This window comes from Janthinobacterium amylolyticum (assembly GCF_051380655.1).
In the GTDB taxonomy this organism is placed as follows: Bacteria; Pseudomonadota; Gammaproteobacteria; order Burkholderiales; family Burkholderiaceae_D; genus Janthinobacterium.
This window is the reverse complement of sequence record NZ_JBNYXL010000003.1, coordinates 344,941-361,444: the sequence shown is the minus strand read 5'-3', so window position 1 is coordinate 361,444 and position 16,504 is coordinate 344,941. Positions and strand designations below refer to the sequence as shown.

Here is a 16,504-nt window from a genome sequence, read left to right as displayed (position 1 = left end):
TGATACTTAGCAATGAATACTAGAAATGGTATTCGGCACGTATCATCGGCGTCTTCGCCGTTTGCCCCACGTTGCCCGTGGTGGCGGCCGAGTTGCCGAACTTGTTCTTCCAGTACTGGTATTCCAGGCCTACGCGGAAGGTGTTTTTCGGGCTGCCCAGGGCCGCGCCCACGTCGAACATGACTTGCATGTCGATATTGGTTTCCACTGCCGTGTCACGTCCCACTTCATCCTTGCCCTTGGAGTCGATGAGGTTGAAAAAACCCTCGAACGAGAACAGCGGCGACAGGGGGATGGCCCAGGCACCCGTCAGCATGGCGTGCGTCTTGTACGTGTAGCGGCCCGTCACTTGCGAGATGGGCGGGAAGGCGCCGCTGGGGGCGTTGCTTTCACGCAGCAACAGCAGGCTGGTGTTGAAGAAGCCGGGCACGTCCCACATCAGGGTGGGGCCGGCCACCAGCATGCGCTTGCGCGAGTTGTAGCCGACGTCGTTCTTGGTGTTGACGTCGAAACCCAGGGTGACGCCGACGCCGCGCACGGGGCCGAACTTGATGTCGCTGCCGCGCACCTTGCCGATGTCGATGGTGTTGCGGTACACCAGGTAGGCCTCCTGTGCACCGGAAGTCTTGCCCAGCGCGCCGGGGTCCTTGCTGTCGGACATCAGGAAATCGAGGTTGACGAAATTGCTGCCGTATTTGTAGCCGCTGGCGTGCGTGATGGCGAAGATGTTTTTCTTGATGTCGTCCGGATTGAACGGTTCGCGATAGTCATTGCCGGCGCGCCAGCTCAGCGCGGTGTCGCTCCATTCGGCAGCCTGCGCGGTCGTACCCACGCCGAGAGCGGTGGTGAGGCAGAGCAACAGACAAGGTAGGTTTTTTGGCACTTTCGGCTCCTGGTGGCGGTGTTGGGAAACGGGAAATAAGGATGGCAGGGGGCGCCCGCACGATGCGCTGCGATAGGGCCAGTTGCGCGCCGTTCAATCCATGATGCGAGAAGCGCCGCGTTGGGCGATATGTCTTATCTGCATACTTACTATCAGTTCTTGCATATAATCATCGCACCTTCCCGCCCTTGCGGGGCAAGGCGGCCGCTGTAAAGCTGATAATTTTTTCAAAATTGTATACAGGTGTTGTTTTTTTGCGGAAATAGAAATGCACGCCGCCACGCCGTGTCCCCAAGCGCTGCGGATGCCGATACGATAGAGACAACAGCTTGATTTTTTCCACCGGCGACGATGCCGGCTATCCCGCAGCGAGGCATGAAAAAACCATGACGGCACGCCTGGAATTACTCGATATCAGCAAGCGTTATCCGGCCGTGGTGGCCAATGACGGCATCCACCTGAACGTGGCGCCCGGACAGATCCATGCCGTGCTGGGCGAGAACGGCGCCGGTAAATCGACCTTGATGAAAATCATCTATGGCGCCGTGCAACCGGATGGCGGCCGCATCCTGTGGAATGGCCGCGAGGTGCAAATCGCCAACCCTGCGGCTGCGCGCGCGCTCGGCATCGCCATGGTGTTCCAGCACTTTTCCCTGTTCGATACCTTGACCGTGACGGAAAACATCGCGCTTGGTCTGCCTGCAGGCACCAACATGGCGGAGCTGGCGCAGCGCATCGAAGACACGGCGCGCCAGTACGGCCTGGACCTGGAACCGCAGCGCCATGTGCACACACTTTCCGTGGGCGAATGCCAGCGCGTGGAAATCGTGCGCGCCTTGCTGGCCAGGCCGCAACTCTTGATACTCGATGAACCGACGTCCGTGCTGACACCGGGCGCCGTGGAAAAACTGTTTACAACGTTGCGTCAGCTGGCGGCCGAAGGCTGCAGCATCCTCTACATCAGCCACAAGCTCGACGAGATCCGCGCCCTGTGCCATACGTGCACGGTGGTGCGCGCTGGCAAGAACGCAGGCGTGTGCGACCCTGCGCAAGAGTCGGCGGCCAGCCTGTCGCGCATGATGATCGGCGCCGAGCCGCCGGCCGTCACGCGCGTGGCGCGCACGCCGGGCGCGGCCATGCTCAGCGTCAAGGGCCTCGATCTGCCGAAGAGCCACCCGTTCGCCACGCAGTTGACGGACATTCATTTCGACGTGCGCGCGGGAGAAATCGTCGGCATCGCCGGTGTTTCCGGCAATGGCCAGCAGGAATTGCTGGCCGCCCTGTCGGGCGAGGATACGCGCGCGCCCGCCGCCAGCATCGTGCTGAACGGCACGCCAGTGGGGCGTTTGCCGCCGGGCCGCCGGCGCGCGCTGGGCTTCGGTTTCGTGCCGGAGGAAAGGCTGGGACGCGGCGCCGTGCCCGACATGGCGCTGGCCGACAACGTTTTATTGAGCTTGCAGACTCCCGCCACCATCCGCCACGGCTTCGTGCGGCACAAGGTGATCGCGCAGCGGGCGGCCGCCATCATCGCCCGTTTCCAGGTCAAGGCGGGCGGGCCGCAGGCGCTGGCGCGCAGCCTGTCGGGGGGCAACTTGCAGAAATACATAGTCGGGCGCGAAGTCATGCGCGAACCCACCGTGCTGGTGGTGGCGCAGCCGACCTGGGGCGTGGACGTGGGCGCCGCCGCGCAGATCCGCGCCGAATTGCTGGCCTTGCGCGACGCCGGTTGCGCACTGCTGGTGGTGTCGGAAGAGCTCGATGAATTGTTCGATCTCAGCGACCGTTTGCTGGTGATGGCGAAGGGGAAAATCTCGCCGTCCCTGGACGTGGGCGAGGCCAGCGTGGCGCAGGTGGGTCAATGGATGAGCGGGCTGTGGCCGCAGGAGGTTGCCCATGGCTAAGTTCGTCTTGCGGCTGGAAAAGCGTCAGGTGTACCCGAAGGGGACGGCCCATGGATAAGTTCGTTTTGCGGCTGGAAAAGCGTCAGGTGTACCCGAAGGGGACGGCCCATGGCTAAGTTCGCCTTGCGCCTGGAAGCCCGTCCGTCCCCGTCGCGCCTGATGTCGTGGCTGTCGCCCCTGCTGGCCGTGCTGCTCACGGTGCTGTGCGGCGCGCTATTGTTCATGGCGCTGGGCCACGATCCGCTGGCGGGACTGGCCGTCTTTTTCGTCGAACCCTTGCGCGATGCGCACGGCTGGTCCGAGCTGGGCCTCAAGGTGGCACCGCTGCTCTTGATCGCCGTGGGCCTGGCCATCTGCTTTCGCGCCAACATCTACAACATCGGCGCGGAAGGGCAGCTGACCCTGGGCGCCATCTGCGGCGGCGCGGCGGCCCTGTACCTCGACGACGGCGTGGGTAGCGCGGCCATCATCGGCGTGTCCTTGCTGGCCGGCATGGCGGGCGGCATGCTGTGGGCGGGACTGGTGGCCTGGCTGCGCGACCGCTACAACGCCAGCGAAATCCTCGTTTCGCTGATGCTCGTCTACATCGCGCAATTGCTGCTCAGCTATCTGGTGTACGGCGTGCTGCGCGATCCGGAAGGGTTCAATTTTCCCCAGTCGAAACTGCTGTCGGACGGCTTGCTGCTGCCGATGGTCATCAGCGATACGCGCTTGCACGTGGGCATCGTCTTCGCCGTGCTGGCCTCGCTGGGCGGCTGGCTGTATTTATCCCGCAGCATTGCCGGCTTCCGCCTGCGTGTGGGCGGCATGGCGCCGGCCGCCGCCCGCTATGCGGGGTTTTCCTCGCGCAAGACCTTGTGGTCGTCCTTGCTGATTTGCGGCGCCCTGTCGGGCCTGGCGGGCGCATGCGAAGTGCTGGGACCGATGGGGCAGCTGACGCCCACCGTCTCGCCTGGCTATGGCTTTGCCGCCATCATCGTTGCCTTTGTCGGACGGCTGCATCCGGTGGGCGTGATTTTTTCCAGCTTCGTCATGGCCCTGTTTTATATCGGCGGCGAACTGGCGCAATCGCGCCTGGGCTTGCCCAGTGCCATCACCGGCGTGTTCCAGGGCATCTTGCTGTTCGCCTTGCTCGCCTGCGACGTGCTGATCCAATACAAACTGCGCTGGAGAAAACATGGATAACCTGCTGCTGACCATCGCGCCCCTGCTCGCCGCCAGCATCAATGCGGGCACGCCGTTGATGCTCGCTGCCCTCGGTTTATTGGTAAATGAAAAGGCGGGCGTGGTCAACCTGGGCGCGGAAGGCATGATGCTGGTCTCGGCCATCACGGGCTTTGCCGTGGCCGTCAATACGGGCAGTGCTACCCTGGGCTTTCTGGCGGGCGCCGGTGCCAGCATGCTGCTGTCCGGCTTCTTTGCCTGGCTGACCGTGTGGCTGGGCACGAACCAGTATGCGACGGGCCTGGCCCTGTCGCTGTTCGGCGCCGGTGCCTCGACGTATATCGGTTTGAAGTACGTGGGCAACAGCTTGCAGAACGGCCGCTTCGGCATTCCCTTGCTGGAAGACATACCCGTGCTGGGGCCGGCCCTGTTCCGCCAGCATCCGATGGTGTACCTGTCCTTGCTGCTGTGCGCGGCCATCGCCTGGTTTTTATACCGCACGCGGGCGGGACTGGTGCTGCGCGCCGTGGGCGAATCGCCCGCGTCCGCCCATGCGCTCGGCTACCCCGTGCGCCGCATCCGCCTGGCGGCCGTGCTGTTCGGCGGCGCCTGCTGCGGCCTGGCCGGCGCGTTTTTATCGCTGGTGTACACGCCGCTGTGGGTCGAGGGCATGGTGGCCGGGCGCGGCTGGATCGCGCTGGCGCTGACCACCTTTGCCACCTGGCGCCCGGCGCGCGTGGTGGGCGGCGCCTACCTGTTTGGCGGCATCACGATTTTGACGTTCCACGCGCAGGCGCTGGGCGTGCCGATCGCCTCGCAGCTGCTGTCGATGCTGCCGTATCTGGCGGCCATCGTCGTGCTCGTGCTTATTTCCAGCAATGCCAATTACATCAAGCTCAACATGCCCGCCTCGCTGGGGAAAAATTTCAATCCCGGAAGTTAATCACTCACCACAAGGAAAACCATGAGCAAGAAACTGTTGTGTGCAGCCGTCTGCAGTGCCGCATTGATGTCCGCCATGCCCGCCATGGCTGCCGCGCCCGCCGCCGCGCCGCTGAATGTCGGTTTCGTGTATATCAGCCCCATCGGTGACGCGGGCTGGACCACGCAGCACGATATCGCCCGCAAGGAAATGGAAAAGGCGCTGGGCAGCAAGATCACGACCAAATATGTGGAAAACGTGCCGGAAAGCGCGGATGCGGAACGGGTGATCCGCGACCTGGCGCAAACGGGCAGCAAGCTGGTCATCACGACGTCGTTCGGCTACATGAACCCTACCTTGAAAGTGGCAAAGCAATTTCCGAATGTGAAGTTCATCCATTTGACGGGCTATAAAACGGCGCCCAACGTGGCCAACACGAATGCGCGTTTCTACGAAGGCCGCTACCTGGCCGGCGTGCTGGCGGCCAAGATGAGCAAGACGCATGTGGCCGGCTATGTGGCGGCGTTTCCCATCCCGGAAGTGTTGCAGGGCGTGAACGCTTTTACGCGCGGCATGCGCAGTGTCGACCCCAAGGCGGAAGTCAAGGTGGTGTGGGTCAACAGCTGGTTCGACCCGGGCAAGGAGCGCGACGCGGCCATCACCCTGATCGGCCAGGGCGCCGACGTGGTCACCCATCACACGGACTCGACCGCCGTGGTGCAGGCGGCCGAAGAGAAGGGCAAGTATGCGATCGCCTACCATTCCGACATGAAAAAGTATGGACCGAAGGCGCAGCTGGCCGCCGTCACCCACCACTGGGGCGACTATTACACGAAGCAGGCGCAAGCCGTGCTGGACGGTACTTGGAAAAGCAGCAGCACCTGGGGCGGCATCAAGGATGGCATGGTCAAGCTGGAAGGCATCAATGCCGCCGTGCCGGCCGACGTGAAACAGTTTGTATTGGCACGCGAGAAAGACTTGGTAGCTGGCAAGCTCAATCCCTTCAGCGCACCGATCAAGGATAACGACGGCAAGGTGCGCCTGGACAAAGGCGTGCTGGACGATGCGGCGCTGACGAAGATGGATTATTTTGTCGAAGGGGTGGTCGGGAAAGTTTCCGGAAAGTAATAGGTTTGAGTATAAACTTGCTGTAATATTGCCGGAAACGGGAGCAGGGCCGGGAACCATGCGCATTCCCGGCCCGTCCACACAGCAGAGCCTGCATAGGCCCGTACCGGAGATTGAGCCATGGACAGACTGGAAGTATTCAAGATTATCGCGCTGCAAGCGAGCAAGGGGGAACTGACGTTCCCCGCCAACGTCAAGGCCACCTTGAAGCTGCAGGAAGCGCTGGACGACCCCGATTGCCATATCGAGGCGGCCGCGCGCATGGTCATGGCCGAGCCGCTGTTGTCGGCGCGCGTCGTGGCGCTGGCCAACTCGGCTGCCTACAACCGTTCCGGCAATGAAATCGCCAATGTACGCGCGGCCGTCTCGCGCCTGGGCTTTGCCACCCTGAAATCGATGGTGGCCTCCGTCATCGTGCGCCAGCTGGGCAGCCAGATTACCGATCCGCAATTGCGCGCCAAGGCGGCCAAGCTGTGGGAGCATACGGCCCACGTGGCAGCGCTGAGCCAGGTCATCGCCAAGAAGGTCACGCACGTGGATGTGGAAACGGCCATGTTTGCCGCCATCGTGCATGAAGTGGGCGGCTTTTATCTGCTGTCGCGCGCCGAGGAATATCCGGGTTTGCTGGACGACAATACCGAAGACTGGATCGAATACGGCGAAAAGCTGATCGGCCGCGGCGTGCTGCGCCAGCTGGAAGTGCCGGACCTGGTGCTGCAGGCCGTGGAAGGCATGTGGCATGGCGGCAGCCCCTTCCCGCCGCGCACCCTGGGCGCGACCCTGGTGCTGGCGAACGACCTGGCGCCCGTCGGCTCGCCCCTGCACCCGCCGGAAAGCGCCGCGCGGCGCCAGGCGGCGGCAATGATCGACTTCGGCATCGGCGGCAGCACCCTGCACACCATACTCGAGGAATCGGCCGAGGAAATCGAATCCCTGGCGGCCGCGCTGCTGGTCTGAAGCTTTTTCCTGACGCATCCCCGCCCTTGCCGCGGGGATTTTTTTCGTCCGCATTTTGATCCATCTTTCCCCATGGCATACAATCGCCGGCGCGGCTATCCGCCGCACTGTCTTCCTCCTCTTATCAAAAGGATCTTATGCAGAAGCTGTTCTCTTCCCTGGCCGTCACGGCGCTCGCTTCCAGCCTGGCGCTGGCGTTTTCCGCGCACGCCGCCGCGCCTGCCGCCAATGGCTTGCCGCAGGTACAGGAGGCGCCCCTGCGCGCGCACCTGGCTTTCCTGTCGAACGATTTGCTGGAAGGCCGGGGCACGGGCCAGCGCGGCGCCGACCTGACGGTGGCCTATCTGGAAACGCAGGCGCAGATGGCCGGCCTGAAGCCTGTGCGCGGCAATAGCTTCCGCCAGAGCGTGCAGATCGCCGGCGTGAAATCCTTGCCTGCCGAGAGCAGCCTGCAGGCGCTGGCGGACGGCAAGGCCGTGCCGCTGGCGTTCGGCCCGGACTGGGTCTGGGCCACGGGCGACTCCGTTGCCGCGCATACCTTTGATGCGCCGCTCGTCTTCGTCGGCTACGGCATCACGGCGCCGGAAGAGGGCTGGAACGATTTCAAGGGAACCGATGTCAAAGGCAAGATCGTCGTGATGATGGTCAACGATCCGCAGCCGACCGCCCTTGATCCGAACCGCTTTGCCGGCAAGGCGCTGACGTATTACGGCCGCTGGACGTACAAATTCGAGGAAGCCAAGCGCCAGGGCGCCGCTGGCGCGCTGCTGATCCACACGAAGCCATCGGCCTCGTATGACTGGAGCGTGGTGCAGAACAGCTGGAGCGGCAGCGAGCGCTTCCAGCTGGCGGACCGCACTGCCGGCACGCCACTGCAGGGCTGGATCGCGGAAGACGCGGCGCGGCGCCTGTTTGCGGCCGGCGGGCAAGACCTGGATGCCTTGCGCGCGCAGGCGGAAAGCAAGGATTTCAAGGCTGTCGCATTGAACGCCAAATTGTCGGGCGAAATGAAGTCCACGGTGCGCAAGGTGGAGCAGTTCAATATCGCCGGCATGGTGCCGGGCACGGATCCGGCACTGAAAGAGGAAGCCGTCATCTACAGCGGCCACTGGGACCACCTGGGCAAGCAAGGTGACAAGGGCGATACGATCTATAACGGCGCCGTCGACAATGCCTCGGGCACGGCAGGCCTGCTGGCCATGGCGCAGGAAGCCGTCAAGCGACCAGCCAAGCGCACGCAGATATTCCTGTGGGTGGCGGCCGAGGAACAAGGCTTGCTGGGCAGCGCCGCGTATGCGGCCGATCCCTTGTGGCCGCTGAACAAGACGGCGGCCGCGTTGAACCTGGACAGCCTGAACTTTGTCGGCGCCACGCGCGACATCGGCGCGCAGGGCAGCGAGCGCACGGAGCTGGGCGCCATCGCCGCCACGGTGGCCAAAGCCATGGGCATGCATATCGCGGCCGCCCGTCCGGATCTGGCCGGCGGCTATTTCCGCAGCGACCATTTCAGCTTCGCCAAGGCTGGCGTGCCCGCGTTTTCCATCAATGGCGGACGCGAGTACATCAAGGACGTGGAAGCGTCGAAAGCCAAGGCGGCCGCGTATGGCCCGCGCTACCATCAGGTGACCGACGAGTACGACGCCAGCTGGGATTTGTCGGGCATGACGCAGCAGGCGCAGTTCACCCTGAACCTGGGACAAGCCGTGGCGAACGGCGCGAGGATGCCGGCCTGGAAGGCGGGCGACGCGTTTGGCAAGGCGCGCGAGCAAGCGGCAAAGTAAGGCGAGGTTCGTGGCGCGGCAGTGTCGGCTTACGCGCTGGCGCGCTAACCCGACCTACGTGATTTATTCCACCAGCAGCAGGCGTCGGTCGGATTAGCACGAAGAGCGTAATCTGACAACGCCATGGTCTATGCCAACAATGTTGTCGGCTTACGCGCTGGCGCGCTAAGCCGACCTACGTGATTTGTTCCGCCAGCAGCAGGGGTAGGTCGGATTAGCGCGGCAAAGCCGTGCGTAATCCGACAATACTGTTAGTGCCACAGTATTGGCAATGCTGCGTCGGCTCAGGCGGCCCGCTCGAGCCGCCGCTGCGTATGCCGGTACTTGCTCCACACCAGCAGCATCAAGAGCGGCATGGCGCCGCCGACCATGCACAGGGCCGGCCAGCCGCCGGCCGCATAGCTGGCGCTGGCCAGTGCCGAACCTGCCGAAGCGCCGATAAAGCCGCCCGCGATAAAGACTGTCGTCACGCGCGCCCGCGCATGCGGCGCCAGTTTATAGATGATGGACTGGTGCGTCACTTGCAGTCCCATCACGCCCATGTCCAGCAGCACGATCCCGATCAACAGCAGCACCAGCGAATGCGCGCCAAAGCCGATCAGGGCCCAGCCCGCGATCGACGCCACGGCCAGCAGCCAGGTGGCCTGGCGTGCGTAGCCGCGGTCGGCCATGCGGCCCGCCGTGTTGGCGGCAAACGCGCCCGTCGCACCGGCCAGTCCGAACAGGCCGATCTGCATTTCCGAATAGTGGTAGGGCGCGCCGCTGAGCAGGAAAGTCAGGCCCGTCCAGAAGACGCTGAAGGTGCCCAGGCCCAGGCCCGAGAACAGGGCGCGCTGGCGCAGCAGCGGTTCCTGGCGGATGATCTCGGCCAGGGAGGCCATCAGCTTGGCGTATTGTAGCTTGCCGCGTGGCGCCTCGTTCGGCAGGATGCGCCGCAGCATGACGAGCAGGGCCGCGACAACGATGGCGGCCAGCACATACACGCTGCGCCAGCCGCCGCTGATCTGCGACACCGTGCCGGAGACGGTGCGCGCCAGCAAGATGCCCAGCAATAAACCCGTCATGACGGTGCCCACCATGCGGCCCCGGCTGTGATCGGGCGCATACGAGGCCACCATGGCCGTGACGACCATCAGGGCGCTCGACGTGATGCCCATCAAGACACTGGCGATGGCAAAGACAATAATGTTCTGGCTGGTGGCGGCCAGCAGCAGGGCGCCGATCTTGGCGATCAGCATCCACGTCAGCAGTTGGCGGCGGTTCAGCACGTCGCTCAGCGGTACCAGGAAGACGATGCCCAGCACATAGCCGATCTGCGTGGCGGTGACCAGGTAGCCCGCTTGCGGCACGCTGACGCCAAACGCGGCGGCCAGCATGGAGGTGAGTGGCTGCACATAATAGAGGCTGGCGACGAGCACGCCAGCGGACAGGGCGAACAGCAGGATGCGGGTCGAGGTCAGCAGGGTGCCGGCATCGACGGTAATTGGTGCGGATTTCATGCGAGACAACTTTCCTGGAATGACGCTTTTGGATGAGCATGATAGCGGGGCTGCGCATTTCTTGCCGGGCGCGGCCGATTTTGCGGGGTGTCGATAGACAAGACAGCAGGCAAAACCGCAGGCAAAAAAATCCCGGCGATCGTTGCCGACGGCCGGGAAAAGGGTATATGGGGGATATACCGAGGGAGGAAAGCTCAGTTACTGTTGTCGCGCCAGCTCCGCATGCACCTGCGCCGTGATTTCATACGAGCGCAGGCGGTGGTGGTGCTCAAAAATCTGCGAGGTGATCATCAGTTCGTCGGCGCCCGTCTCGGCAATAAAGGCGGCCATTTTTGCCTTGACGGTGTCCGGCGCGCCGATGGCGGTGCACGACAGCACGGAATCGAGCATGGCGCGTTCCTGCGGTCCCAGCTGCTCCAGGTAGCCTGGCACGGGCGGTTGCAGACGCGACGGGCGGCCCGTGCGCAGGTTGACGAACGCTTGCTGCATCGAGGTGGCGCGCAGGTGCGCTTCGGCATCCGTGTCGGCGGCGAATACATTGAAGCCCAGCATCACGTAGGGCTTGGCCAGCTGCTTCGATGGCTTGAAGTGTTCGCGGTAATACGCGACAGCTTGCAGCATCATCTGCGGCGCGAAGTGCGAAGCGAACGCATACGGCAAGCCCAGGTGGGCAGCCAGCTGCGCGCCGAACAGGCTCGATCCGAGGATCCACACGGGTACTTTCGCGCCCTTGCCGGGCACGGCCAGCACGCGCTGGCGCGGCTCGTCGGACATGTAGTCGATCAGTTCGAGCACGTCTTGTGGGAACTGCTCGGCGTCGGATTGCAGGTCGCGGCGCAGCGCGCGCGCCGTGGTCTGGTCGGAGCCGGGCGCGCGGCCCAGGCCCAGGTCGATACGGCCCGGATGCAGCGCTTCCAGGGTGCCGAACTGTTCCGCGATGACCAGCGGCGAGTGGTTCGGCAGCATGACGCCGCCCGCGCCCACGCGGATGCTGGTCGTGCCGGCCGCCACGTGGGCGATCACCACCGCCGTGGCGGCGCTGGCGATGCCGGGCATGCCATGGTGTTCGGCCAGCCAGTAGCGGTTGTAGCCCCAGCGTTCGCCGTGCTGTGCCAGGTCGAGGGTGTTCTTGAACGACTGGCTGGCGTCGCTGCCTTCGGCGATGGGGGCCAGGTCGAGTATGGAAAATGGAATCATGATAGCGATATCGGGACGTGGTGGAAAATCACAATGGACGATTTGTCTATCCCCTGATGGCAGCAGGGTCAGCCATGGCAGGGAAGACAGCTGGACACATGATAATGCGAATCGGGATTTTGCGTACTGATCGGTAAAAAACTCGCGTTGATTGGAAAGCAGGCTGTGGAATGCTAGAGTGGCTTCCCCAACTTTATGTCACCTGCCATGTTCAAGAAACCCATCCTGCTGACTGTGCTGAGTCTGCTGTTGCCATCCGCCCATGCCGCGCCGGTCAGCCTGCAGGCACAGGAAACGGCCCGCTACGCGCTGGCCACCTATCCCGAGCCGCTGATCGCCAGCCTGGCAAAAATGGTCAGCTACAACACGGTGGCCGACCCGGCCGTGCCATTTGCCGACAATCCCCAGCACACGGGCTTCAAGCGCTACCTGGCACAAGAGGCGCAGCGCCTGGGCTTTGATTTTCAGGATCATGGCCATGTGGTGATCATCGGCATGGGCAGCGGCAGCGAGCGCGTGGGCGTCATCACGCACGGCGACGTGCAGCCCGTCAATCCCGCCAAGTGGGCCCGCTCGCCATTCGAACTGGACCGCACCAGCGAGCCGGGCAAACTGCTGGGACGCGGCACGGAAGACGACAAGGGTCCCATCGCCACGGCCCTGTACGCGATGAAGGCCATCCAGGACCAGCGCGTGCCGCTGAGCAAGCGCATCGAGCTGTATGTCTACATGGCCGAGGAATCGGACTGGGAACCATTGAAGCAATTCCTCAAGACGCATACCCCGCCGCAAGTAAACATCACCATCGATGCGGAATATCCGGTGGTGACGGCCGAGAAGGGCTACGGCTCCATCAAGCTGGCCCTGCCGCCGCGCACGGCCATGCCGGCAGGGAACGGCCCTGTGCTGGCGAGCCTGACGGGCGGCTTCTTCGCCAGCCAGATCCCGGAAGACGCCACGGCCGTCATCACCCACGCGCCAGCCGCGCTGGAAACGGCCATCCGCGCCCGCGCGCAAGGTCAGCAGGGCATGCGCTACAGCTATGCGCGCGAAGGCGACACCTTGACGGTGACGGCGCTGGGCGTGTCGGCGCACTCGTCGAAACCGGAAGACGGCGTCAACGCCATCAGCATGCTGGCCGACGCGCTGGCCGTGCAGCCGTGGCAGGGCACGCAGGCGGCCGACATGCTGTCGTTCCTGAATGAACTGGTGGGTAGCGGCATTTACGGTGAACGCTTCGGCCAGATCGCCTACCGCGACGGCTTCATGGGGCCGATGACGGTGGCGCCCACCGTGCTCAGGCAGAACGGCGGCGCGCTGGAGCTGAACATCAACCTGCGCCGTCCACAGGGCAAGACGGCGGCCCTGCTGCGGCAGCAAGTGACGGCCGCCTTTGACGGCTGGAAGGGGCGCCGCCAGGTGCCGGCCACCTTGCAGGCGCAGATCGGCGAACCGTGGCTGCAGACGGCGGCGCCGCAGATTCCCACCCTGCTGTCCGTCTTCGCGCATTACACGGGCGTCGCCCATCCGCAGCCGGTGGCCATCGGCGGCGGCACCAATTCGCGCCTGTTCCCGAACGCCGTCAGCTTCGGCCCGGCCATGCCGCACGCGGTCTACACGGGGCATTCCGAGCATGAGTTCATCACGGAAAAACAGTTGCTGCTGAACTTGCAGATGTACACGGCCGTATTGATCGAATTGGCCAAATAGGCTGGAACTTTGCCGGTGGCGGGCTGTCTTAGAGTCTTGGTGTCTCTTGAGATGGTGAAACGCGATGAATCGCCCGCAACCGTATTGCCAGCCACTGTATTGCCAGGAACTCGTCAAGCCGGACGGGCGGCGCATGACCCTGTACAGCCGCCATGCCTTCGCGGCGCCAGCGGCGGCGCCCAGTCCGTTTCCCCAGCCGCAGGAAGCTAATCCGCATTTGCGCTGGCATCCCTTGCGCGGCGAATGGGTGGCGTATGCGGCCTACCGACAGGGCCGCACCTTCTTGCCGCCGCCCCAGTACAACCCGCTGGCGCCCACGCGCGATCCGGCGCACCCTACCGAATTGCCAGCAGGCGACTACGATGTCGCCGTCTTCGACAACCGTTTCCCCAGCCTGGCGCTGGACGCCCATGATCCGCCCGCCGTGACGGTGGCCACGGCGCCCGCCGCCGGCCACTGTGAAGTGGTGGTGTTTGCCCAGGATGCCAGCGCCTCGCTGGCAACCTTGCAGGTCAGCCATATCGCCTTGCTGCTGCAAGTGTGGGCGGCCCGCACGCAGGCGCTGGCCAGCCGGCCCGGTATCGCCTACGTGCTGCCGTTCGAGAACCGTGGCGCCGAGGTGGGCGTGACCCTGCATCATCCGCATGGCCAGATCTATGCCTATCCCTTCATCCCGCCCGTGCCGGCGCGCATGCTGGCGCAGGAGCAGGCGTATTTCGCCCGTCATGGACAGGCATTGCTGGTGGACATGGCGCGCCAGGAGGCGGACGCCGGCGAACGTCTGCTGTACCTTGGACCGCATGCCGTGGCGTTCGTTCCCGCCTGCGCCCGCTATCCCTATGAAGTGTGGCTGATGCCGCGGCGGCAGGCGGACAGTTTTGCCGCGCTCTCGGCGGAGCAGCGCGGCGACCTGGCGCGGGCCCTGAAAACGGTGCTGCTGAAATACGATGGCCTGTGGCAGCGCGAGATGCCCTACCTGATGGCCTGGTACCAGGCACCGACCGACGGCCGCGCGCATCCGCACACGCAGCTGCACGCACAGTTTTATCCGCCGTACCGCACGCGCGAACGGCTCAAATACCTGGCCGGCACGGAGCTGGCCGCTGGCATGTACGCCATGGATGCCTTGCCGGAAGAATCAGCGCGGCAGTTGCAGGACGTGCGCGTGGCATGGGAAATGGCAGGGGATATCGCATGAACTGGAATATTGAACTGGAAATTGCTCATAAAGTAGCGCAGATGCGCGGCTGGCTGGAACGGGAACGGGCCGGCGCGCTGCGCCTGCGTGGCGTGGACTGGTTTGCCTGGGCCACGGCGGGCGCGTCGGGCAGCCCCAGCCAGGCGGCCGAGTTTGGCTGTGCTGAAGTGCTGGTCACGCGCGACGCCGCCTACATCCTCACCGACGAGGCCGAGGCGCAGCGTCTGCGCCATGAAGAAGTGCGCGGCAGCTGGACCTGGCAAGTGTCGCCCTGGATGCAGCCCCGGCTGGCCGAGCTGCGCGAACATTTCGTGCAGCATGCGGCGGGCGGCTGGCCCGTGCTAAGCGACCGGCCGGGCCTGCATGAACGCAGCCTGCCCGCCGTCCTGCGCGAAGAGCGCCTGCCCCTGCTGGCCGCGGAACAGGCACGCTACCGTGAAGTGGGCCGTTTGGCGGCCGCTGCCGCCAGCGAGGCGCTGCGCGCCGCCCGGCCCGAGTGGAGTGAACAGGACCTGGCAGGCGCCTGCGCGCGCGCCTTGTGGGCCCGCGGCTTGCAGAGCGTGTATGTGCTGGCGGCGCGCGCCGCCCGCCCTGTTGCCGCTGGGCGAGCGCGCCTTGCTGGCCCTGTGCGCACGGCGCTATGGCCTGTGCGCCAGCCTCAGCCGTCAACGCCGCTTCGCCACGGCGCGGGCCGGTGTCAGCGATGCCGACGCCGCCATCCTGGCGCTGGAAGCGGTGGCGCTCGACGCCTGCGAGGTGGGCCATGCGCTGAGCATGGTGTATCACGCGCTCGATAGCGCCTATGCGTATGCGGGCCAGCCCGACACGGTGCGCGACCACCGCCAGGGCGGCATCGCCGGCTACCAGTCACCCGAAGTGGCGGCCGGCGCCCACACGGAAATCGCCCTGAAGGAGGGCATGGCGCTGGCCTTCCACCCCAGCCTGCCTGGCAGCATGGTGGAAGATACTTTCCTGCTCAGTGGCGGACACCTGCACAACCTCACCTGCGACCCGGACTGGCCGGCCACGTCCGTGCAGGGGCGGCTGCGCCCGCTCACCCTGGAGCTGCAATGATGACCCCCGAAGCGTATTTCGGCACCGGCCCCGTGGTGATGGCATCGGCGCCCGGGCGCGTCAACCTGCTGGGCGAGCATACGGACTACAACGATGGCTACATGCTGCCCTGCGCCACGCCGCAGCGCACGCAGGTGATGCTGGCGCTGGCCGACGACGGGCATCACGCGTTTTATTCCGCCAGCCTCGACGAGCAGGTGCGCTTCGAGGCGGACCAGGCCGCGCCACCGGGCTTCGGTCGCTACCTGGAAGGCTGCATCCGCCTGGTCGAGGAGCAGGGTGCGGACGTGCCGGCCGTGCGCGCTTACGTGTGCTCGGACCTGCCCCTGGGGGCGGGCCTGTCGAGCAGCGCGGCGCTGGAAATCGCCACCCTGCGTGCGCTGCGCCTGCTGCTGCATCTGCCGCTGGACGACGTGGCGCTGGCGCTGATGGGACAGCAGGCGGAAATCCGCTATGCGCAGGTCAACTGCGGCGTGATGGACCAGATGGCCGCCAGCCTGGCCGACGAGCAGCATATGCTGCTGCTCGATGCGCGCACCTTGCAGCATGCATTGCTCGACTTGCCGAATGACAGCGAAGTGCTGGTGATCGACAGCGGCGTGGCGCGCACCCTGGCCGGCAGCAAGTACAACGAGCGGCGCGCCGAGTGCGAACAGGCGGCGCGCCTGCTGGGCGTGGCCTCGCTGCGCGACGTGCTCGAACCTTCCGTGGTGGAAGGCTTGCCGGAACCGTACCGCCGCCGCGCGCGCCATGTGGTCAGCGAAAACCTGCGCGTGCTGCAGGCATGCGCGCAGCATGGGCCGGCGCTGTTCGGCCAGCTGATGGCACAGTCGCACGCCAGCCTGCGCGACGATTACGAGGTATCGATTCCCGCCCTCGATGCGCTGGTGGCGCTGCTGTCGGCCCACAGCGCCGTGTATGGCGCGCGCCTGACGGGTGCCGGTTTTGGCGGCGCCTGCGTGGCCTTGTGCCGCAAGCACTGCGCCGCCAAGGCAGGACAGGACGTGGTCCCCCGTTTCAATGCCAGTGGACACAAGGCGCGCATGGTGGTTCCGTTAGCGTGACGTTGTCTTGATGCTGATCATGGCTT

Annotated in this window: 14 protein-coding genes; 11 read left to right on the top strand and 3 right to left on the bottom strand. The window is 64.9% G+C overall.

The window, feature by feature from the left end; all coding sequences use genetic code 11:
• Positions 1–19: 19 nt before the first annotated feature.
• Entirely contained in the window at positions 20–832 is an 813-nt protein-coding gene (locus ACQ4WR_RS08200) for an outer envelope protein (RefSeq protein WP_436486793.1), read from the bottom strand.
• 437 nt (positions 833–1,269) lie between these two features.
• On the opposite strand from ACQ4WR_RS08200, the gene ACQ4WR_RS08195 reads away from it, so the two are divergent.
• The 6 genes from ACQ4WR_RS08195 to ACQ4WR_RS08170 all read left to right on the top strand — a co-directional run bounded on the left by ACQ4WR_RS08195 (position 1,270) and on the right by ACQ4WR_RS08170 (position 8,736).
• A complete protein-coding gene (locus tag ACQ4WR_RS08195; RefSeq protein WP_436486791.1) occupies positions 1,270–2,784 on the top strand; it encodes an ABC transporter ATP-binding protein in 1,515 nt (504 codons plus the stop codon).
• 108 nt (positions 2,785–2,892) lie between these two features.
• Positions 2,893–3,969 (top strand): ABC transporter permease, encoded by a 1,077-nt coding sequence (locus ACQ4WR_RS08190; protein WP_436486512.1) that lies wholly within the window; start codon positions 2,893–2,895, stop codon positions 3,967–3,969.
• 4 nt (positions 3,970–3,973) lie between these two features.
• Positions 3,974–4,891 carry an ABC transporter permease gene (locus ACQ4WR_RS08185; protein WP_436486789.1) on the top strand — a complete coding sequence of 306 codons (918 nt, stop codon included), beginning with the start codon at positions 3,974–3,976 and terminating at the stop codon, positions 4,889–4,891.
• Between the two features lie 21 nt (positions 4,892–4,912).
• The gene (locus ACQ4WR_RS08180) at positions 4,913–5,998 is read left to right on the top strand and encodes a BMP family ABC transporter substrate-binding protein (protein ID WP_436486510.1); all 1,086 of its coding nucleotides are present in this window, start codon (positions 4,913–4,915) and stop codon (positions 5,996–5,998) included.
• 120 nt (positions 5,999–6,118) lie between these two features.
• A complete protein-coding gene (locus ACQ4WR_RS08175; RefSeq protein WP_102297741.1) occupies positions 6,119–6,955 on the top strand; it encodes an HDOD domain-containing protein in 837 nt (278 codons plus the stop codon).
• 137 nt (positions 6,956–7,092) lie between these two features.
• On the top strand, positions 7,093–8,736 hold the full coding sequence (locus ACQ4WR_RS08170) for a M28 family peptidase (RefSeq protein WP_436486508.1): 1,644 nt from the start codon (positions 7,093–7,095) through the stop codon (positions 8,734–8,736).
• Between the two features lie 284 nt (positions 8,737–9,020).
• Here ACQ4WR_RS08170 and ACQ4WR_RS08165 read toward each other — a convergent pair whose 3' ends face one another.
• On the bottom strand, positions 9,021–10,235 hold the full coding sequence (locus ACQ4WR_RS08165) for an MFS transporter (RefSeq protein WP_102297737.1): 1,215 nt from the start codon (positions 10,233–10,235) through the stop codon (positions 9,021–9,023).
• Between the two features lie 198 nt (positions 10,236–10,433).
• Positions 10,434–11,432 (bottom strand): LLM class flavin-dependent oxidoreductase, encoded by a 999-nt coding sequence (locus ACQ4WR_RS08160; RefSeq protein ID WP_436486505.1) that lies wholly within the window; start codon positions 11,430–11,432, stop codon positions 10,434–10,436.
• Positions 11,433–11,639: 207 nt separating this feature from the next.
• Here ACQ4WR_RS08160 and ACQ4WR_RS08155 point away from each other — a divergent pair, with 207 nt between their 5' ends.
• From ACQ4WR_RS08155 to galK, 5 genes are all read left to right on the top strand, one after another.
• On the top strand, positions 11,640–13,142 hold the full coding sequence (locus tag ACQ4WR_RS08155) for a dipeptidase (protein ID WP_436486503.1): 1,503 nt from the start codon (positions 11,640–11,642) through the stop codon (positions 13,140–13,142).
• A 64-nt stretch (positions 13,143–13,206) separates the two neighbouring features.
• Positions 13,207–14,340, top strand: a complete 1,134-nt coding sequence (gene galT, locus ACQ4WR_RS08150; protein WP_258003131.1) for a galactose-1-phosphate uridylyltransferase — start codon at positions 13,207–13,209, stop codon at positions 14,338–14,340.
• Positions 14,337–15,137: a hypothetical protein gene (locus ACQ4WR_RS08145; RefSeq protein ID WP_436486501.1), complete on the top strand. Its 801-nt coding sequence runs from the start codon at positions 14,337–14,339 to the stop codon at positions 15,135–15,137. Before galT ends, ACQ4WR_RS08145 begins: the two co-directional genes overlap by 4 nt.
• The gene (locus tag ACQ4WR_RS08140; RefSeq protein WP_436486499.1) at positions 15,115–15,414 is read left to right on the top strand and encodes a hypothetical protein; all 300 of its coding nucleotides are present in this window, start codon (positions 15,115–15,117) and stop codon (positions 15,412–15,414) included. The genes ACQ4WR_RS08145 and ACQ4WR_RS08140 overlap by 23 nt, the downstream gene beginning before the upstream one ends.
• Positions 15,411–16,478: a galactokinase gene (gene galK / locus ACQ4WR_RS08135; protein ID WP_436486497.1), complete on the top strand. Its 1,068-nt coding sequence runs from the start codon at positions 15,411–15,413 to the stop codon at positions 16,476–16,478. The genes ACQ4WR_RS08140 and galK overlap by 4 nt, the downstream gene beginning before the upstream one ends.
• Positions 16,479–16,504: the final 26 nt, after the last annotated feature.